Source organism: Paenarthrobacter ureafaciens (assembly GCF_004028095.1).
Classification (GTDB): domain Bacteria; phylum Actinomycetota; class Actinomycetes; order Actinomycetales; family Micrococcaceae; genus Arthrobacter; species Arthrobacter ureafaciens.
Map to the genome: position 1 here is coordinate 1,828,157 of NZ_SBHM01000007.1, position 16,979 is coordinate 1,845,135.

The following is a 16,979-nucleotide window of genomic DNA, read 5'->3' on the forward strand; positions in this document are numbered from 1 at the left end:
TAAGTTCCATACAACGCAAGGAGAACACCATGACTGAGAAAGTACTGCTGGAAAAGCGTTACGACGACAAAGTAGCCGTCATCACGCTGAACCGCCCTGAGAAGCACAACGCGCTGGACGGCGACATCCTTGACGGCTACATCGCTGCACTTGAAGAAGTCCGCGACGACGACGGCATCCAGGTTGTGCTGACCCGTGCCAACGGCCCGTCCTTCTGCTCGGGCATGGACCTGCACTACCTGAAGGCATTCCGCGCCGAATACCGCCCACTGTATGACTGGGCAAAGTGGAAGACGCCCGCACGCATGACGCTCGCTGTGAGTGACTACCCCAAGCTGACCGTTGCCTCCGTCCACGGCTACTGCCTCGGCGGCGGGTTCTCCCTCATGCTGGCCCACGACGTTGTGATCGCCGCTGAGGACGCGCAGATGGGCATGCCGGAGGTGCTCCGCGGAAGCTTCGGCCAGGGCGTGACGGCACAGGTGGTCAAGTCCGGCATTCCACGGAAGAAGGCCGTGCTCCTGCAGCTTCTGGGCCGCAACATCAACGGCCTCGAGGCCGAGAAGATGGGCTTGACCACGCTCTCAGCTCCGGCCGCGGAGCTTGACACGGAGGCTTACCAGATCGCCAAGGAACTCGGCAGCCGCAACGCCACCGTCCTGGCGCACGGAAAGATCGCCATGCACCTGGATGAGCACCTGCCGCTGAACCACGCAATGTTCTCCGATGACATGGTGGCTGCCCGCATGCGCATGTCGATCGATCCTTTGGGTGACGTGGAGGGCTACCTGAAGTCCCAAAAGGGCGGCACCAACAAGGAATACGTCCGCAACGCCTAGCATCCTTTGCCCGGCCGGCACGGTGCCCTGCGGTACCGTGCCGGCTTCCAGTTTGGAGAGAAAACAATGAGTCGACTCAGGATCAGTGCCTGTCTGTCCCGCAATGCCATGACTACGCCGTTGTCCGGGCTTCAGCCCGAGGGAATCGACTGGCATTTGAGCTACGTCCATCCTTCGGAGATGTTCTGGCGGCAACTCAAGTTCGGCGACTTCGACGTTTCCGAGATGTCGCTGGCAACCCTCCTGATTGGTTGGGCACAGGGGAACCGTGACTGGGTGGCGCTGCCGGTGTTCACCACGAGGCGCTTCTTCCACACCAGCATCGTGGTGCGGCGCGGGGCGGGCATTGAGACCCCGGCGGATCTCCGCGGCAAACGTGTGGGCGTGCCCGAGTATCAGCAGACGTCCGCGCTGTGGTCGCGGTCCGTCCTGCAGCATGACTTCGGTGTGTTGCCCGGCGACATGAAATGGTTCATGGAGCGGCCTGCCGAGCTCAGCCATGGCGGTTCAACGGGGTTCACGCCTCCTCCCGGAGTCGACTTCAGCTACGTCCAGCCGGGGGAAACGCTGGCGGGCATGATGGGCCGCGGCGAGCTGGACGCGTCCTTTGTGCACCTGACGGAGAACAACCTGATCGACCGTTCCACGGGCGCCGCTGACCGTAGCGCCGACGTCGTACCGCTCTTCGCGGATGCCCGGGCTGAAGGTCAGCGCTACCTCGCAGCTCATGGCCTGCTGCCTATCAATCACTGCGTGGTGGTACGTAGAGAACTTGTTGAGCAGCACCCGTGGGTTGTACTCAATCTTTACTCGACGTTCGAACAAGCAAAGCGCGCCACCCTGGCGCGCGCCGTCGAACTGTTCGGCCTCTATGAGACGGCTGGAATCGTCGATGGAAAGGCCGTGGATCAGGCTGTTTACGGCGATCCCGTACCTTATGGCTTCCAGGGCGCAGCTGCCGCGCTCCAGGCCGCCTCGCGCTACTTGGTGGAGCAAGGGCTGCTGCCTGAAGAGGTGGACGTTCGCGAGGTCTTTGCCAAGCAAACCCTCCAGTTCTAGTGCCCTGCATCGGCGGAGCCTGAAATATCCGCGGAAACCCGCAAAAACCTGTTGCATTCTATAGAACGCTCCCATAGCATCATGAGTGACGCACTTCTCAGTTAGTAGTGATTGAAGTCACGGATTTGGGGCCTCGATGATGAGGCCGCCCGGCAAAGATAGGACCACGCCACATGAGCAAGGAACTGATTCAGCGGCTCGCGGTTTTGGATACACCGGCAGTAAGTGATGCCTTGGACAAACTGGGCATCGTCGGCCAGTGTGCGGGGATCATGCCGCTGGACCGGAGCTTCAACCTGGCGGGCAAGGCGTTCTGCATCAAGTACGTGCCGGCCAACGAACTGGGCGGCACGGTGGGGGACTTCGTGGACGATCTCGGTCCGGACGACGTAGCGGTGATCGACAACGCGGGACGCCTCGATGCAACGGTCTGGGGAGACCTGATGACCACGGTGGCCAAGAAGAACGGTGTGGCCGGAACAGTCATCGACGGCGTCTGCCGGGACCTGGATCGGGCGCTGGAGTTCGATCACCCGCTCTTTACCCGCGGCAATTGGATGCGGACCGGCAAGGACCGCGTCCAGCTTGAGGCCATCGGCGTCCCCGTGATCATCGGGGGTGTAACCGTCCGCCCCGGCGACTTGCTGCGCGGCGACATCAACGGCGTGGTGGTGGTTCCGGCTGCCCGAGCGGAGGAAGTCATCGAGGTAGCGGAGCGGATCCAGCTCACCGAGGACACCATCAGGGCGGAAATCCAGCAAGGCGCGGCTTTGCGCCAAGCCCGCGAGCGCGCCGGTTACCACCGGCTTCAGACCCCGGTTGCGTAAGGGAGTTCATCATGAGCATGCAGACACTGGAAAAGGACGCGGTCGCAGAGGCCCTGATGGAATTGCGGGTCCGCCACGTGAAGTGGGAAGCCGACGGTGTGCATTCCCTGACCTTCGTGCATCCGGAGGGCAAGGATCTCCCGGCATGGACGCCCGGCGCGCACCTGGAAATTGAGCTTCCCTCCGGGCTGGTCCGCCAGTACTCGCTGTGCGGAAACCCGAACGACAGCTGCCGGTACAAAGTAGCGGTGCTGCGGGACCCGGCAGGGCGCGGAGGTTCGGCGGAAATCCACGACACCGTACTCACGGGCCGCGTGTTGAAAGTGCGGGGACCGCGGAACCGCTTTGAGCTGGCCTACGCCTCGAACTATGTGTTCATCGCCGGCGGCATCGGCATCACCCCGATCCTTGCGATGGTGCAGGAACTGCGGGACAGGAAACCCTGGCATCTCTTCTACGGCGGCAGAACGCTGGATTCCATGGCGTTCCGGGAGGAGCTGGCCATGCTGGGGGAGAAGAACGTGACGCTGGTTCCGCAGGACACCGCGGGCATCCTTGACCTTGATGAGGCGTTCTCCCGGGTTGATGAATCCACTGCAATCTACTGCTGCGGGCCGGAAGGATTGCTCAGCGCAGTCCTGGCCAAGGCGGAAGCCCTCGGAGTCGCTGACCAAGTGCACTTTGAACGCTTTGGCGCCGCACCCAAGCCCCCGGCAACCGACGCTCCGGCGGAGAGCGCAGCCGGTGCCTTTGAAGTCACGCTGGAGCGCACGGGCACCACCATTGAGGTGCTGCCGGAAGAAAGCGTCCTCGAAGCCATTCGCAAGGTCCGCCCGGACATGCCCTCATCCTGCGAAGAAGGATTCTGCGGAACGTGTGAAACCCGGGTCCTGTTCGGCGAGATCGAACACCGCGACCAAATCCTTAGCAAGGCTGAACGTGAGGCGAACGAATCGATGTTCCCCTGCGTGTCCCGTGCCAAGGGCCCCAAAATCGTCCTCGACCTTTAGCCCCCTGCATTGCCAGGGAAGGAGTCCCCATGACAGTCATCGATATTCACGGCCATGTTTCGTCACCGGCCGAACTCTACGCCTACCGTTCCATCCTTCTTGCCGGCCGCGGGGCCCACGGGCGCTCCGGCGTGAAGCTTCCCAAGGACAAGGTCCAGGCCGCCGCCGAGCGCCATGTGGGCCTGCTCGACGCCGTCGGAACCGACATCCAGCTCATCTCTCCGCGTCCGTTCCAACTGATGCATTCGGAGGAGCCGGCGGACATCGTCAACTGGTGGACCCGCGCCACCAACAACGCAGTTGCTGACCAGGTTGCTGCTTTCCCCGAGCGGTTCCGGGGTGTTGCGGCGCTCCCTCAGGCTGTAGGCACTTCCCCCGAAGCATGGGTGGAGGAACTGGAACGCTGTGTCGAGGAACTTGGCTTTGTGGGCGTGCTCATCAATCCCGATCCCGCTGAGGGCCAGGAACTGCGTATTCCGCGGATCGGACATGAGTGGTGGTACCCGCTGTTCGAGAAGATGGTGGAGCTCAACGTCCCGGGCCTGGTCCACTCGGCCGGCTGCAAGAGCTGGCGTGAGTCCTACAGCGAGCACATGATTACCGAGTCCAGCCGCAGCGTCATTTCGCTTGCCGAATCCCGTGCCCTCCGCGACTTCCCGGACCTCAAGCTCATCATGAGCCACGGCGGCGGTTCCGTACCCTACCAGATTGGGCGCTGGCGTTCCGCGCGCTACCTCGAGAACACCGAGGTGGAGTCGTACGATTCCAAGGAAAAGAGCGACGTTGCCATCGAAAGCTTCGACGAATCGCTCTCCCGGCTGCACTTCGACTCTTTGGTGCATTCCGGGCCGTCCCTGGAGCTGCTCATCAAGCTCGTGGGCCCCGGCAAGGTGCTGTTCGGCACGGAGGTCCCCGGCAGCGGATCTCCGATCAACCCGGATACCGGCCGCAGCTACGACGATCTTCTTCCCCTGATCAACGGCTTTGACTGGCTGACCCCCGGCGACCGTTCCCTCATCCTGGAAGACAACGCGCGCTCGCTCTACAAGCGGCTCTAGCGGCCAGCGCCCCGGCGCCGTTCTTCCGCTGCGTGTTCCGCCAGGAACTTCAGTAATTCCACTTCTCTCGATTTCCTTCATTGCTGCATCCCCCAGGAGGCCTCTGTGCGCATCACCCCAGAACTCAACGAACGTCTCACCCGCGTAGGTCCGGGAACGCCGATGGGCGAACTCTTCCGCCGCTACTGGATCCCCGCTTGCCTGAGCGAGGAAATTCCCACACCCGATTCGCCCCAGGTACGGGTCCGTATCCTGGGCGAGGACCTGATTGCCTACCGTGACAGCTCCGGCGCCGTTGGCCTGGTTGACGCATTCTGCCCGCACCGCAAAGCTCCCATGTTCTTTGCCCGTAACGAGGAATGCGGCCTGCGCTGCGTTTACCACGGCTGGAAGTTTGACACCCTGGGCAACTGCGTGGACATGCCAACCGAACAGCCGGACAGCAAGTTCCGCTACCGCGTCAGCATGAAGGCGTACCCCACGTACGAGGCCGCAGGCATCGTGTGGACCTACATGGGTCCGCAGGAGCACACTCCGGAGGTGCCGGACCAGGAATGGATGCGGGCGCCGGAGACCCACCGCCGCGTTTCCAAGTCCGGTGAGCATTGCAATTTCCTGCAGGCAATCGAGGGCGGCATCGACACCGCACACTCTTCCTTCGCTCACAACAACGACCTTGAGAACCCGCGCCTGCTGCGCAACCTCGACCGTCACCCCAAGTTGGACGTGGACTTCACCGATTACGGTTTCCGCTACGCCTCCGAACGCAACGTGGGCGACGAGACCACGTACCTCCGCATCTACCAGTACCTCCTGCCGTCACAGCAATGCCGCGGCTTCCTGGTGGGCCTGGACGGCAAGACGCCGGAAATGCCCGGTTTCTACGGCCACATCTGGGTCCCCATCGATGACGAGAACGTCATGGTCTACAACACCTTGGCTTCCGCGAACCTGGATTACCCCATCACCGACGAATGGTGGGCAGCACACGAGTCCGAAATGGGCCGCGGCATCCCCGAGCGCATTCCCGGCACCTACTGGCTCAAGCGCAACCAGTCCAACGACTACTTCATTGACCGTGAAGTCCAGCGCACCAAGACCTTCACCGGCATCGAGGGCGTCAACACCCAGGACTACGCCATCCAGGAAGGCATGGGTCCCATCGTGGACCGCAGCACCGAGGCCCTGGGAAGCACGGACCGCGCTGTGTTGGCCTGCCGGCGGATGCTGCTCAAGCTGATGGACGACATGGAAGCGGGCAAGGCTCCCCTCGGTACCGAGCCGGAAACCTACCGCGACATCCGTGGCGCGGACGCCCTGGTGCCGCACGGCACCGACTGGCGTGAAGCAGCCGAAAAGATGACGCTCGCACAGTGGTGAGCGGCCGGAAATGACCGCCGGTGTCAACGCAAGCAACCGCACCAGTGCCAACGAAGCTTAAAGGAGTAGTACCCACAATGCAGGAACATCACGTCGTAGAGGTCCGGGCCACCGGATACACGCCTGAATCGGTGGCCACCAAAGTCCAGGAAGAGCTGGACAAGCACGACGCCGAAGGTTGGTCGCTGGAAAACATCCAGCCGATCATCTACAACTCCTCCACCACCGGCTACCTGCTCCTGGTCTTTGCCCGCGCCAAGAACCATGCGGCCTGAACCATCGGCCGCCGTCGTCACCGCCGGGCGGCCGGCCGCCGTCGGGCCTGACCGATCCTTGGTCCGTGCATCGGTGACCGTGGACGCCCAACGGAACGAACTCCGCAGCTTCCCGCTTCCGAAGGTTGATGCGGATGCTGCGCTGCTGCGGATCGAAGCGGCGGGCGTCTGCGGTTCGGATGTGGATTCCTACGGGCGGGACCTGCCGCCCAGGATCATGGGGCACGAGAACGTCGGTACGCTGTTTTCGGTCGGGGAGCTGGCAGCGGCACGCTGGGGCGTGGGCGACGGGGACCGGGTACTCCTGGAGGAGTATCTGCCGTGCGGCCACTGCGCCTTCTGCCGCAGCTCGGAGTTCAGGTCCTGCCTGGCCTCCGATACCTCGGCCAACCCGGACGCTTTGCGCTTCGGTTCCACCGGGATCGACGTCGGCCACGGACTGTGGGGCGGGTACGCGGAAGTGATGTACGTGCATCCCAATTCGGTGCCGCACGAAGTGCCCGACGGCGTGTCTCCCGTCCTCGCTACCCTGGGCCTGCCGCTGGGCAACGGCTATCAATGGGCATACCTCGACGGCGGCACCCGGCCGGGTGACTGCGTGGTCATCATGGGTCCCGGCCAGGCCGGCATCGGCAGTCTTTTGGCCGCCCGTGAGGCAGGCGCGGGGACCGTCGTCGTGATTGGCTTGGAACGCGACCAGCAGCGTCTGGAGGTCGCGCGGCTGTTCGGGGCGGATGCCACGCTGGTGGTTGACGGCCCCAACCCGGACGACGCCGTGGCGGCGGTCCTGGATCTGAGCAACGGCGTCGGCGCGAATTTGGTCATCGACGCCGCCGCCGGGACGGATGAAACGTTGGGATTGGCCATCGACATGGTTGCCAAGCGCGGCCGGATCATTATGGCCGCCGCATCCCGGACGCCCCTGCGCAACTTTCCCGTATGGAAACTCTCGCGCAAGCATCTGGACCTGCAAGCCGTCCGTGGCCACAGCTTCGAATCCGTCGAATGGGCACTGCGTCTCATTGCTTCAGGCAAGTATCCTCTTGAGAAGATGTCGAACTTCGTCGGGGGGCTGGACGACGTTGACGCCGCGCTCCGCGCAACCGGCGGATGGGACTCGAATCCGATTTTGCACGCAACCATCGTGCCGTAAGCATGCGCGGAAAACCGGACCGCAACCACCCAACAATGAGGAGTTCAACGGTGAACGACAACATGCAAGAGACCGGCTGGCGCCCACCGCGCTGGGACCGGGAAGCGGACCTCCTGGTGGTGGGCTACGGCGGTGCGGGGGCGACGTTCGCAGCCACCGCCGCCGGGCTGGGCGAAGATGTCCTGGTCTTGGAAAAGGCCGAACAGGGTGGCGGAAATTCCGTGTGCGTCGCGGGATCGCTGCTCACATACCCGGTGGATGACGTCAAAGCCAAGCAGTACTTGGACTGGATGTGTGCCGGCCAGACCGAAGGAGACGTTCTGGATGCGTTCATCCAGGGCATGAAGGACATTCCTGACTTTCAGGCTCAATTGGGCTTCGACATGAAAGAAGACCCACAGCCGTTCAGGGCGGACGGATTCTTCCCCGAGTACCCCGGTGCCCCGGGAGCCGAAGGCTTGCTGGGCCTGAGCGTCATCAAGGCTCCGGGAGGTGCCGCCCTCTACGAGTCCATTGCCGCGCTCGCGGAAGCGCGGGGTGCCACCATCCAGCATTCAACCCGCGTGGTGGACTTGATCCAGCATCCGGTAACCAAAGAAATCCTGGGCGTCACCGCCCGGACAGCCGACGGTTCGATGGTGAACATCGCGGGGCGGAAAGCAACCGTGTTGGCAACGGGAGGCTTCGAGTTCAACGAACGCATGCGCCGCCAATATCTCACGCACTGCCCTGTCCTGTTCCTCGGCAGCCCGCAGCTGACCGGCGATGGAATCGAGCTGGCCCAGGGGGCCGGTGCGCAGCTCTGGCACATGAACTCGGTGTCCGGCCCGCTGTATTGGGGTGTTGAGGTGGAACCGGGCAGGGTCTACGTGACCTACGACTTCATGCGGATGTCCGGCTTCGGGCACAGGGCCCCGGCTTTCAAAGATGGCGGCGGAATCATCTGGGTGGACAAGAACGCCCGGCGGTTCCACAACGAGACCACCGAAACCGGGGACGTCCATCACGGCTACTCAAACCGGGAGAGCTGGTTCAGCGTGGACGTGGAGTCAGCAGAGTTCAACCACGTTCCGGCCTTCCAGATCATGGACGCCAAAGCCTTCAACGCCGGAGCCGTCATGACCACGCTCAATTCACGCACACCGGCGTGGAGCGAGGACAACCTTGCCGAACTCGGGAATGGCTGGGTCCTCAAGGCGGACACCTTGGCCGAACTCGCCGTCAAGTGTGCATTCGCCGAGGTTCCCGGGGCGTACCGGGGCGGCCACCTGGACCCGGAAGTGCTGGAAAGCACGGTGGCAGAGTACAACCGCCGCATCGCGGACGGGGAACCGGACGAGTTCGGGCGCGCGGACTACCGCGTGGAACTGGGTGAAGGCCCGTACTACGCAGTGGGACCCATGCTCCCGACGTTCGTCAACACCCACGGCGGCCCCAAGCACAATGCATCCCAGCGGGTCCTGGACCACCGGGATCGGGAGATCGGCCGGCTGTACGCCATCGGTGAATGCGGATCCTTGTGGGGGCCGTATTACAACTCCATGGGCGACATCGCGGAGTTCCTTATCTCCGGGCAGCTTGCAGCCAAGGACGCCGCTCAATTGTTGCCGTGGGACAACCAAAGGGCTTTGGCCGGAATCGGAGGCAGCGCAGTATGAACACGCTTATGGCACCGCCGCTCTTCACCCACCCCCGCGAACTGCGCGCCGAAATCGCCGCAGGGCGCTGGGACGGGAACCTCGGTACCATTCCGCAGGGCTACACCCAGTCGTCGGTGGTCATCCTGCCCGGTTCCCATGCCGCAGATTTCCTGAAGTTCTGCCAGCTCAATTCCAAGGCTGCCGGACTGCTGCACATGGGTGCCCCCGGCGATCCCGATCCCGGGCCACTCGCTCCCGGTGGGGACATCCGCAGCGAGCTCCACAGCTACCGGATCTGGCGCGACGGCGAACTGGTCGGCCGGGCCTCGGACGTCAAGGACCTGTGGCGGGAGGACATGGTGGCGTTCTACCTGGGCTGTTCCCTCACCTTTGAACATGCTTTGACGCAGGCCGGGGTGGTCCGCGGCGAAGGACGCGTGTACACCACCGGAATTCCCACCACCGCCGTAGGAAACTTCAGCACCAACCTGGCAGTCACCATGCGGCCCATGGATACCGCCAACGCTATCCGCGCCATCCAGGTAACCTCGCGGTTTCCGGCCACCCACGGCGGACCGGTCCACTTCGGGGATCCCGCCAAGCTGGGCCTCAAGGACCTTTCCGCTCCGGACTTCGGACCGGCACCAACTTTGGGTGCAGATGAACTTCCCGTGTTCTGGGCGTGCAGTGCCACCGCGGTACTGGCTGCCCAGGCCGCCAAGCCGGACCTGATGATCACCTTCGATCCTCCTTACATGCTCATCACCGACCGCAGGGTGGAAGAAACAGCAGTCTTCTAGAAATTCGTCCTTCCCGGTCCGTTTCTCCGTGGACCGGGAACTTTGAAAGGAACACCAGCATGCGCAAGGCACTTGTTCTGTCTGCTGTCCTGGCATTGGGGCTCACCGCGTGTGGGGCGCCAAACCAGGCCTCAAGCCAGGCACAGACCACTGATTACGCCACCCTCCAGGACCTCGTCACCGCCGCCGAGGCCGAAGGTAGCGTCAGGCTGTACACCAGCCTTCTGGAACCCGACCTGGTCAAACTGGTGGCCGGCTTCGAAGCCAAGTACAAGATCGACGTCGAGGATGTCCGCCTGGGCGGTACGGACGCGATGAACCGCTTCGACTCCGAGTCCGCCGCCAAGGCGAAGACGGCCGACGTTGTTCTTGTGAACGACACCTCCTACTTTGGCACCGCAACCGACAAGGGAATCATCACGCCGCTGGATCAGACGGGCGTGCTCAAGTTCGTCCCGGACTTCCCCAAGGACATGTTGCTGGAGAAGGAAAAAACCGCGGTACTCACCATTACCAACAATGGCCTCGCCTACAACAGCGACTTGGTTGACGCAAAGGACGTACCGACGTCGTGGGAGGACCTGCTGGACCCCAAGTGGAAGGGCAAGATCCTCATGGTCAGCCCTGATGCTTCCCTGGCGAACGTTCTCACGTGGGACATCGTGGCCAAGTCGCAGGGTGAGGACTTCTTGAAAAAGCTGGGCGGGCAGGTGGCGCGTTACTACCCCAACCTGGTCCCGATGCACGAGGCACTGGCTGCCGGTGAAGGCCAAATCGCGCTGCCCAGTCCTGAATTCTATGCCATGGCCCAAAAAGCCGGCGGTAAGCCCTTGGGCTTCGGATCGCTTTCCCCGAACTACTATCCTGCGCAGGCAGTGGGTGTAGCCACGGCCGCTGAGCATCCGGCTGCTGCCCGCCTGCTCACGGAGTACCTGCTAAGCGAAGAAGGCGTGGCCACCATTACTGCGGGCGCCGGCGTCTTCTCGCCCTACGACAAGGATGTTCCGGCCGATTTCAAGGTGCCCAGCGCCGACGAGATCAAGGACGTCCAGTCGCGGCAGGAGAAGATCGCGGCCCAGTTCAAGGGCTAGTCTTACCGCTGGCCATATCGCGAAAGCCGGGGTCGTCGCAGGAGCGGCGGCCCCGGCTTTCGCATGCCCCGAATCCTTCGCCTTAACCCACTGACATTACCGCATTTATTCGTTAGAGTGGATGCTAGTGATCCGCGCCACATCTCAATGAGCAATGATGCCCTGACCTGCGCGGCTTCCCGGTAAAACCAACGAGAGGAAGTACATGAGCGAGACCTTGGTCGAAACGCAGGAGGGACTGTACATCAACGGGCAATGGCGCCCCGGAGAAAACGGTCACGTAGAGGTAATGGACCCAACCACCGAAGAAATCGTCGGCACAGTAGCCGAAGCAACCGCCCAGGACGCCGCGGAAGCCGCAGCTGCCGCCCGCGCGGCACAACCCGGGTGGGCAGCCATGAAACCGGAACGGCGTGCGGAAATCTTCACCAGGGTGGCGCACCTCGTCACCGAGCGGGCCGACATGCTGATCGAACTCACCATGCGGGAAGGCGGCTTCACCCGCGCAATGGCCGGCGGCTTTGGCGCCCGGGCCAACGAATGGTTCACCACAGCCGCCGAGGCCACCGTCCGCAACCTGGACGTATCAACGCCTCCCCAGCTGACTCCCAAACCCGACGGAACGGTGGAACTGCTCAACGGGCAGATCCAACGCCGCCCGGTAGGCGTCGTCGCAGCCCTCATCCCTTTCAACGGACCCCTCTTCGGTGCGTCCATGAAGTCCGCCCAGGCCCTTGCCATGGGCAACACCGTTGTCCTCAAACCTGCCCCGCAAAACCCGCTCGCCGTGATCGAACTCTTCAAGATCTTCGAAGAAGCAGGAATGCCGCCCGGCGTCGCAAACCTCGTGACAGCCTCAGACCCGGAAGTCGGGGCAACACTGACCCGGTCACGCGATGTGGACCTCGTCAGCTTCACCGGCAGCACCGCCGTTGGCCGGGCGGTCTACGCGGCCGGTTCGCAAACCATGAAGCGCATGGTGCTCGAACTCGGCGGCAAAGGCGCCTGCATCGTCTTCGAAGACGCCGACCTCGAAGCAGCCGTCAAGGGCATTTCAAATACTTGGACTGTTAATACAGGACAGATCTGCTCCGCCCCTACGCGCGCCATCGTGCACCGGTCTGTGTACGAGGAAGTCCTGGAACGCCTTGAAGCAGTTGCCCGTGCAGTCCCGGTGGGATCGCCCTTCGACCCGGACACCGTGGCAGGCCCCGTCATCTCGGGTGCGCAACGCCAGCGCATTGAAACCCTGGTGGACAGCGCAAGGGGAGAAGGGGCCAGCATCGCCGCAGGAGGAACGCGGCCGGACATCGACCGGGGCTTCTTTGTTGCCCCCACCCTGATCGCCAACTGCACCAACCAGATGCGCGTGGCAAGGGAAGAAATCTTCGGCCCGGTAGTCTCCGTCATCCCCTTCTCCACGCAGGACGAGGCCGTGGCCATCGCCAACGATTCGGATTTCGGCCTCTCCAGTTACATCTACAGCCGCGACACCGCCCGCGCCTACCAGGTAGCCGGACAGTTGCAAGCCGGAACCATCCAAATCAACACCACGTCCATGAAGCTGGACCTGCCCCGCGGCGGCGTCAAGATGAGCGGAATCGGACGCGAAGGCGGGCAGGCAGGGCTTGAAGAAATGACGGAACTCCACTGCGTCGTGTGGTCATAGGAGCAACATGGAAAACACTGATTACCTGATTGTCGGCGCAGGATCCGCAGGCGCGGCGCTCGCAGGCCGTTTGGCCGAGGCGGGAGCCGAGGTGCTGCTCTTGGAAGCCGGGATTGACTGGGGTGCCGACGGCGCCTTGGACGAACGCCTGCGCTATGCCACGGGCTCATTCAACTTTGATGCCTACAACGTCCTGCCCGACTACTACTGGCGGGGATTGGAGATGCGGGCACGGCCAGAACGTGAACCCGCCCGGTACCTGAGGGGGCGTGGAGGGGGCGGCAGTTCCCTCGTCAACGGTTGCTACGCGATCCGGCCGCCGTTGGAGGAATTCGACTCCTGGGGCCTGGCGGGATGGAGCGGTGCAGACGTAGCGCCGTACTTCAACCGCCTGGAAACGGACCTCGACTACGGTCATCTTCCGTACCACGGTGATTCAGGCCCGACGCCGGTGCGAAGGTTTGCTGCTTCCGGCTGGGGCACCATGGACGAGGCTTTCGTAGCCGCCGCCCAAGGTACCGGGCTGCCGTGGGCCGACGACCACAATGCTCCCGGCGCCTGGGGTGTCTCACCGTTCGCGGCGAACATCGTGGACGGGATCCGGGTCAGTACCGGCGAGGCCTACCTCCAACCGGGCCGTGCCACAGGCAAGCTCCGGATCCATGGCGGGGTGCTGGTGGACAAGGTGTTGTTGGAGGGAAACCGCGCCGTTGGGGTGAGCGCCCTTGTGGGCGGAGAAGTCCGCGAGTACCGGGCCTCTACCGTCATCTTGTCCGCAGGCACGCCGTTGAGTCCGGGCATCCTGCAACGCTCCGGCATCGGCCCCCGCAAGGTGCTGTCGGCCTTGGGAATCCGGACCGTGGTGGACCTTCCGGCGGGTGAATCCGTGCAGGACCATCAGGGCATGTTGCTGGGCCTCGGTTTGAAGCCGGGAGCCAAGGCGTCCGACGCCGGGCAGCGTTCGAACACCATGGCCCGGTGGAGCACCGGCATGGCCGGGGCGGGGCCCGGAGACGTCATGGCGTGTGGAATCAACATCAGTCCCACCCCGGAGGTTCCCGGTTCGAGGCCTGCTTCACTGCTGGGCGTCCTTAACCAAGTCTTCTCGCGCGGCACGGTCCACATAACGTCCGCGGACCCCACGGCACCGGCCCGGCTGGAGATGAACTTCCTCTCCGACGAGCGGGACCTGATCCGTTTTCGGGAACTGTACCGGAGCCTTGGCCGCTTCCTGCGCCAGCCTTCGCTAAGCAACATAGTGGAAACGGTCAGGGATCCACAGGGCAACACCGTGGATCTTGATTTGGACGGGCCCGAGCTTGATGCGCGTTTGGTGTCCATGGTGCAGGACACGGCGCATGCGGCGGGTTCTTGCAAGATGGGTTCCGCGGACGACCCGGACACCGTGGTGGACGAGCGCTGCGCGGTACTGGGCCTGGAGGGTCTGCACGTCGTGGATGCTTCAATCCTGCCGACGGTGACGCGCGCCAACACCAACCTGGCCACCATCATGCTCGGTGAGCGGGCGGCGGACCTGCTGCTCGCCAAGGCCGGGGACGCGCGTCCGGCGGAGTCTGTTGCGGTGAGCTGGTAAGCAGTTGCGGTGAGCTGGTAGGCGCGGCTCACGAAGGTAAGCGCGTAGCTGTACCACTTATTGGGTTTCCCCGGGGGTAGGCTCCCCTTCAGGACATCCATGAACGGGGACCTATGACTGAGTTCGAGGACCAAGGTGTGTCATTGACCGCACTGGCGGTGGCGGCGGGCCGCGCGATGGAGACTTCCCGGCCTGACCCGCTGATCAAGGACCCGTTTGCTGCGCTTCTGGTGAAGGAGGCCCACTCCCACGTGGACTTTCCGACGGCGTGGCCTTCAGAGCTGTCGGCTGTTTCGTCTCTGCAGCATCCGCTCCTTCTAGCGTCCATCTACATCGGTGTGCGGACCAGATTCATTGACGACTTCCTTCTCTCGGGGCCGAAGGTGCAGACCGTGATTCTGGGTGCTGGGCTCGACACCCGCTCGCACCGGCTGACCTGGCCGCCAGGCAGCCGGGTCTATGAGATCGACCATGCCAGCGTCCTGGCCTTCAAGGCCGGCGTACTGGAGGGGGCTCGGGCTGCGCCGGCCTCTGAACTCATCTCCATAGACGCAGACCTTACCCAGCCTTGGCGTGCGTTGCTCCTGGCCTCCGGCTTTGACCCTGGCCAGCCCACCACCTGGGTCCTTGAAGGCGTGCTCCCTTACCTCGATTCTGCTGCCCAGATGGCGGTACTCACCGAGGTCATAGCTTTGTCATCGCAGGGATCCCGCGCCGTGATCGAGCGAGCTGTGCCTCTTCCCAGAACCGAAGAATTCGAAGCGAAGATTGGCGAGTACAGCCGGCAGACCGGGCTTCCGATGGACCAGTTACTGGCCCGGGCCGATCCGCCGGACCCTGTGCAGGTACTCGGTGCCGCGGACTGGCAGTGCAGCGAACACACGGTGCTGGAGTTGTGTGCGGCGTATGGCAGGACGCTTTCACTGGACCCGGAGGACCGCCTCCAACCGGAGCGTGCTGACCCCGGGCAGACCCGTGGCGGGTTCGTCACTGCGTTCCGGATCTCCTTGGACGTTGATGACTAGTGGCTGTTGGTCTCCCGGATGGGCTGTCCCAAGGCCTGGGCGTCGTCAGCGTCTTGGTTGTCCTAAATGGTTCGACTGTCCAAGGGCTCGTGGTCCTTCCGTGCTTGGAGCAGGGCGGCAAGTGCGTTGACGTCCGGAACCTTCTCCAGATTGAGGACCATGTCCTGGACCTGCGCTGCTGATCTTTCTCCCAAAGGTCCCTCGGCAAGGCTGCGGAATTTGCGGACAACCTCTTCTTCGTCCAGAGGCCGGGCCGTGCTTCCGCGCGCGTGGCTCACCGTTGCCACCATTTCGGATCCATCATGCATCTCAAAGGTCACTCGGGCGGGGCCGTGACCAGGGAGCGGTGAATTTGCCGGCGTCCGTTCGTAAACCACCTTCCGCGCTACTTCGAGGATTTGTTCGTCGTCGAGGGAAGCCCCAAGGTAATCTCCGAAGCCGTTGCCACCTTTCACCAAGCGGAGCCCGATTCCGAACGCGGCGCTGAACTGCGCAGCCGTGAGGTCCTTTGGCTCCACAATTCGGCCTACGACATCCACTTCGCGGGAATTCTGCAGGACCCGGATCCTTCGTACTGCAGAGGGGTCCACGCCCGGCGCCGTTGCAAGGAGTTCGATCACGGCGTCGATCACGGCGTGCTGCCCGGCGCAGCAGCAGTAGGGTTTCAGTCCCGTGGTGAGAAGTTCGTAATCCACGCCGAGGCCGCGGGTAACCACTTCCGTGTCCACGGTGTCGGATACCGCGGCCAGAAGTCCACGGGGGCCTTCCAAAGCAGCGGTTGGTGCTGTGACCCCGAACCCGGCCATGGCCATGGATTCGACACCGGCCTGGGCAGCAAAACCGGCGTGGATTCTCTTCACTGATCCACCCGAGGCTGAATACTCGGTGATCCCGGAAGCCTTGCTGGCCGCGATTCCCAAACCGTGGGCCGCTTGGTCGGCGGAAACGCGCATGACCGACGCCGAAGCGGCAGTAGCGCCGAACACCCCGGTAACAGCCGTGGTGTGGAAGCCCCGCCGCATCATGCCGACGCTCCCCAGGCCTACACGGATCATCACCTCGTAACCCACTGTCACGGCCTTGAGGAAGTCTGAGCCTGAAGCGGCCCTGGCCTGGCCGGTGGCCAACGCCGCGGGAACCACGACGACTCCCGGGTGGCTGGCCGTGCGCATCTCGGTGTCATCCATTTCGAAGCCGTGGCCGAAACCCGCATTGGCGAAAGCGGCGATCTCTACCGGCACCGGGGTGCCGTAATAAGCGAGGTTGGCCGGTCCCTCGGGTCGGTCCGTGACCGCATACCTTTGGACCTCCCTGGACCAAGGCAGCGATGCGAAGGCAACCTGGCAGCCCAAGGTGTCCAGGATGTGAAGCTTGACCTTGGTGGCTACCGCCTCCGGAAACGAGAGGTCCGGGTCGGTGAGGAACGCAGCCAGCTGTTGCGTTATGGGGGAACCCGGTTGTGCCGAAGCTGAAGCTGTCGAATCCGCGTCGCGGCGTTCTGTGGTGTCGATCAAAACCGTGCCTATCCCTTTGTCGAACTGCAGCTGTCCCTTGCTGGA

Annotated in this window: 15 protein-coding genes; 14 read left to right on the forward strand and 1 reads right to left on the reverse strand. The window is 63.4% G+C overall.

All coding sequences use genetic code 11. The features are described from left to right. The first annotated feature begins 29 nt into the window (after positions 1–29). The 14 genes from AUR_RS12895 (at position 30) to AUR_RS12960 (ending at position 15,420) form a co-directional block, all read left to right on the forward strand. A complete protein-coding gene (locus AUR_RS12895; RefSeq protein WP_062094945.1) occupies positions 30–839 on the forward strand; it encodes an enoyl-CoA hydratase/isomerase family protein in 810 nt (269 codons plus the stop codon). A gap of 66 nt (positions 840–905) precedes the next feature. After that, positions 906–1,898, forward strand: a complete 993-nt coding sequence (locus tag AUR_RS12900) for a substrate-binding domain-containing protein (RefSeq protein WP_128397169.1) — start codon at positions 906–908, stop codon at positions 1,896–1,898. A gap of 173 nt (positions 1,899–2,071) precedes the next feature. After that, the gene (locus tag AUR_RS12905) at positions 2,072–2,725 is read left to right on the forward strand and encodes an RraA family protein (RefSeq protein WP_128397170.1); all 654 of its coding nucleotides are present in this window, start codon (positions 2,072–2,074) and stop codon (positions 2,723–2,725) included. An 11-nt stretch (positions 2,726–2,736) separates the two neighbouring features. Continuing rightward, positions 2,737–3,735 (forward strand): PDR/VanB family oxidoreductase, encoded by a 999-nt coding sequence (locus tag AUR_RS12910; protein WP_082694491.1) that lies wholly within the window; start codon positions 2,737–2,739, stop codon positions 3,733–3,735. A gap of 29 nt (positions 3,736–3,764) precedes the next feature. Next, on the forward strand, positions 3,765–4,793 hold the full coding sequence (locus AUR_RS12915) for an amidohydrolase family protein (RefSeq protein ID WP_062094949.1): 1,029 nt from the start codon (positions 3,765–3,767) through the stop codon (positions 4,791–4,793). Positions 4,794–4,898: 105 nt separating this feature from the next. Then, entirely contained in the window at positions 4,899–6,173 is a 1,275-nt protein-coding gene (locus tag AUR_RS12920; RefSeq protein ID WP_062094950.1) for a Rieske 2Fe-2S domain-containing protein, read from the forward strand. 77 nt (positions 6,174–6,250) lie between these two features. Then, positions 6,251–6,448: a DUF4177 domain-containing protein gene (locus tag AUR_RS12925; protein ID WP_062094951.1), complete on the forward strand. Its 198-nt coding sequence runs from the start codon at positions 6,251–6,253 to the stop codon at positions 6,446–6,448. After that, the gene (locus tag AUR_RS12930; RefSeq protein ID WP_082694490.1) at positions 6,438–7,601 is read left to right on the forward strand and encodes a zinc-dependent alcohol dehydrogenase; all 1,164 of its coding nucleotides are present in this window, start codon (positions 6,438–6,440) and stop codon (positions 7,599–7,601) included. The genes AUR_RS12925 and AUR_RS12930 overlap by 11 nt, the downstream gene beginning before the upstream one ends. Before the next feature lie 50 nt (positions 7,602–7,651). Further along, positions 7,652–9,259, forward strand: a complete 1,608-nt coding sequence (locus AUR_RS12935; protein WP_206616246.1) for an FAD-binding protein — start codon at positions 7,652–7,654, stop codon at positions 9,257–9,259. Next, complete coding sequence (locus tag AUR_RS12940; protein ID WP_164888681.1) at positions 9,256–10,041, forward strand: D-glutamate cyclase family protein; 786 nt, start codon at positions 9,256–9,258, stop codon at positions 10,039–10,041. Before AUR_RS12935 ends, AUR_RS12940 begins: the two co-directional genes overlap by 4 nt. A 59-nt stretch (positions 10,042–10,100) precedes the next feature. Beyond that, a complete protein-coding gene (locus AUR_RS12945) occupies positions 10,101–11,132 on the forward strand; it encodes an ABC transporter substrate-binding protein (RefSeq protein WP_062094954.1) in 1,032 nt (343 codons plus the stop codon). 205 nt (positions 11,133–11,337) lie between these two features. Beyond that, entirely contained in the window at positions 11,338–12,801 is a 1,464-nt protein-coding gene (locus AUR_RS12950; protein WP_062094956.1) for an aldehyde dehydrogenase family protein, read from the forward strand. A 7-nt stretch (positions 12,802–12,808) separates the two neighbouring features. Beyond that, on the forward strand, positions 12,809–14,395 hold the full coding sequence (locus AUR_RS12955) for a GMC family oxidoreductase (protein WP_062094957.1): 1,587 nt from the start codon (positions 12,809–12,811) through the stop codon (positions 14,393–14,395). A 113-nt stretch (positions 14,396–14,508) separates the two neighbouring features. Continuing rightward, positions 14,509–15,420 carry an SAM-dependent methyltransferase gene (locus AUR_RS12960; RefSeq protein WP_062094959.1) on the forward strand — a complete coding sequence of 304 codons (912 nt, stop codon included), beginning with the start codon at positions 14,509–14,511 and terminating at the stop codon, positions 15,418–15,420. A gap of 62 nt (positions 15,421–15,482) precedes the next feature. Here the strand turns inward: AUR_RS12960 and AUR_RS12965 are convergent, their stop codons facing one another. After that, positions 15,483–16,934, reverse strand: coding sequence for an MmgE/PrpD family protein (locus AUR_RS12965; protein WP_062094961.1), 1,452 nt, complete (start codon positions 16,932–16,934; stop codon positions 15,483–15,485). Between the last annotated feature and the right edge of the window lie 45 nt (positions 16,935–16,979).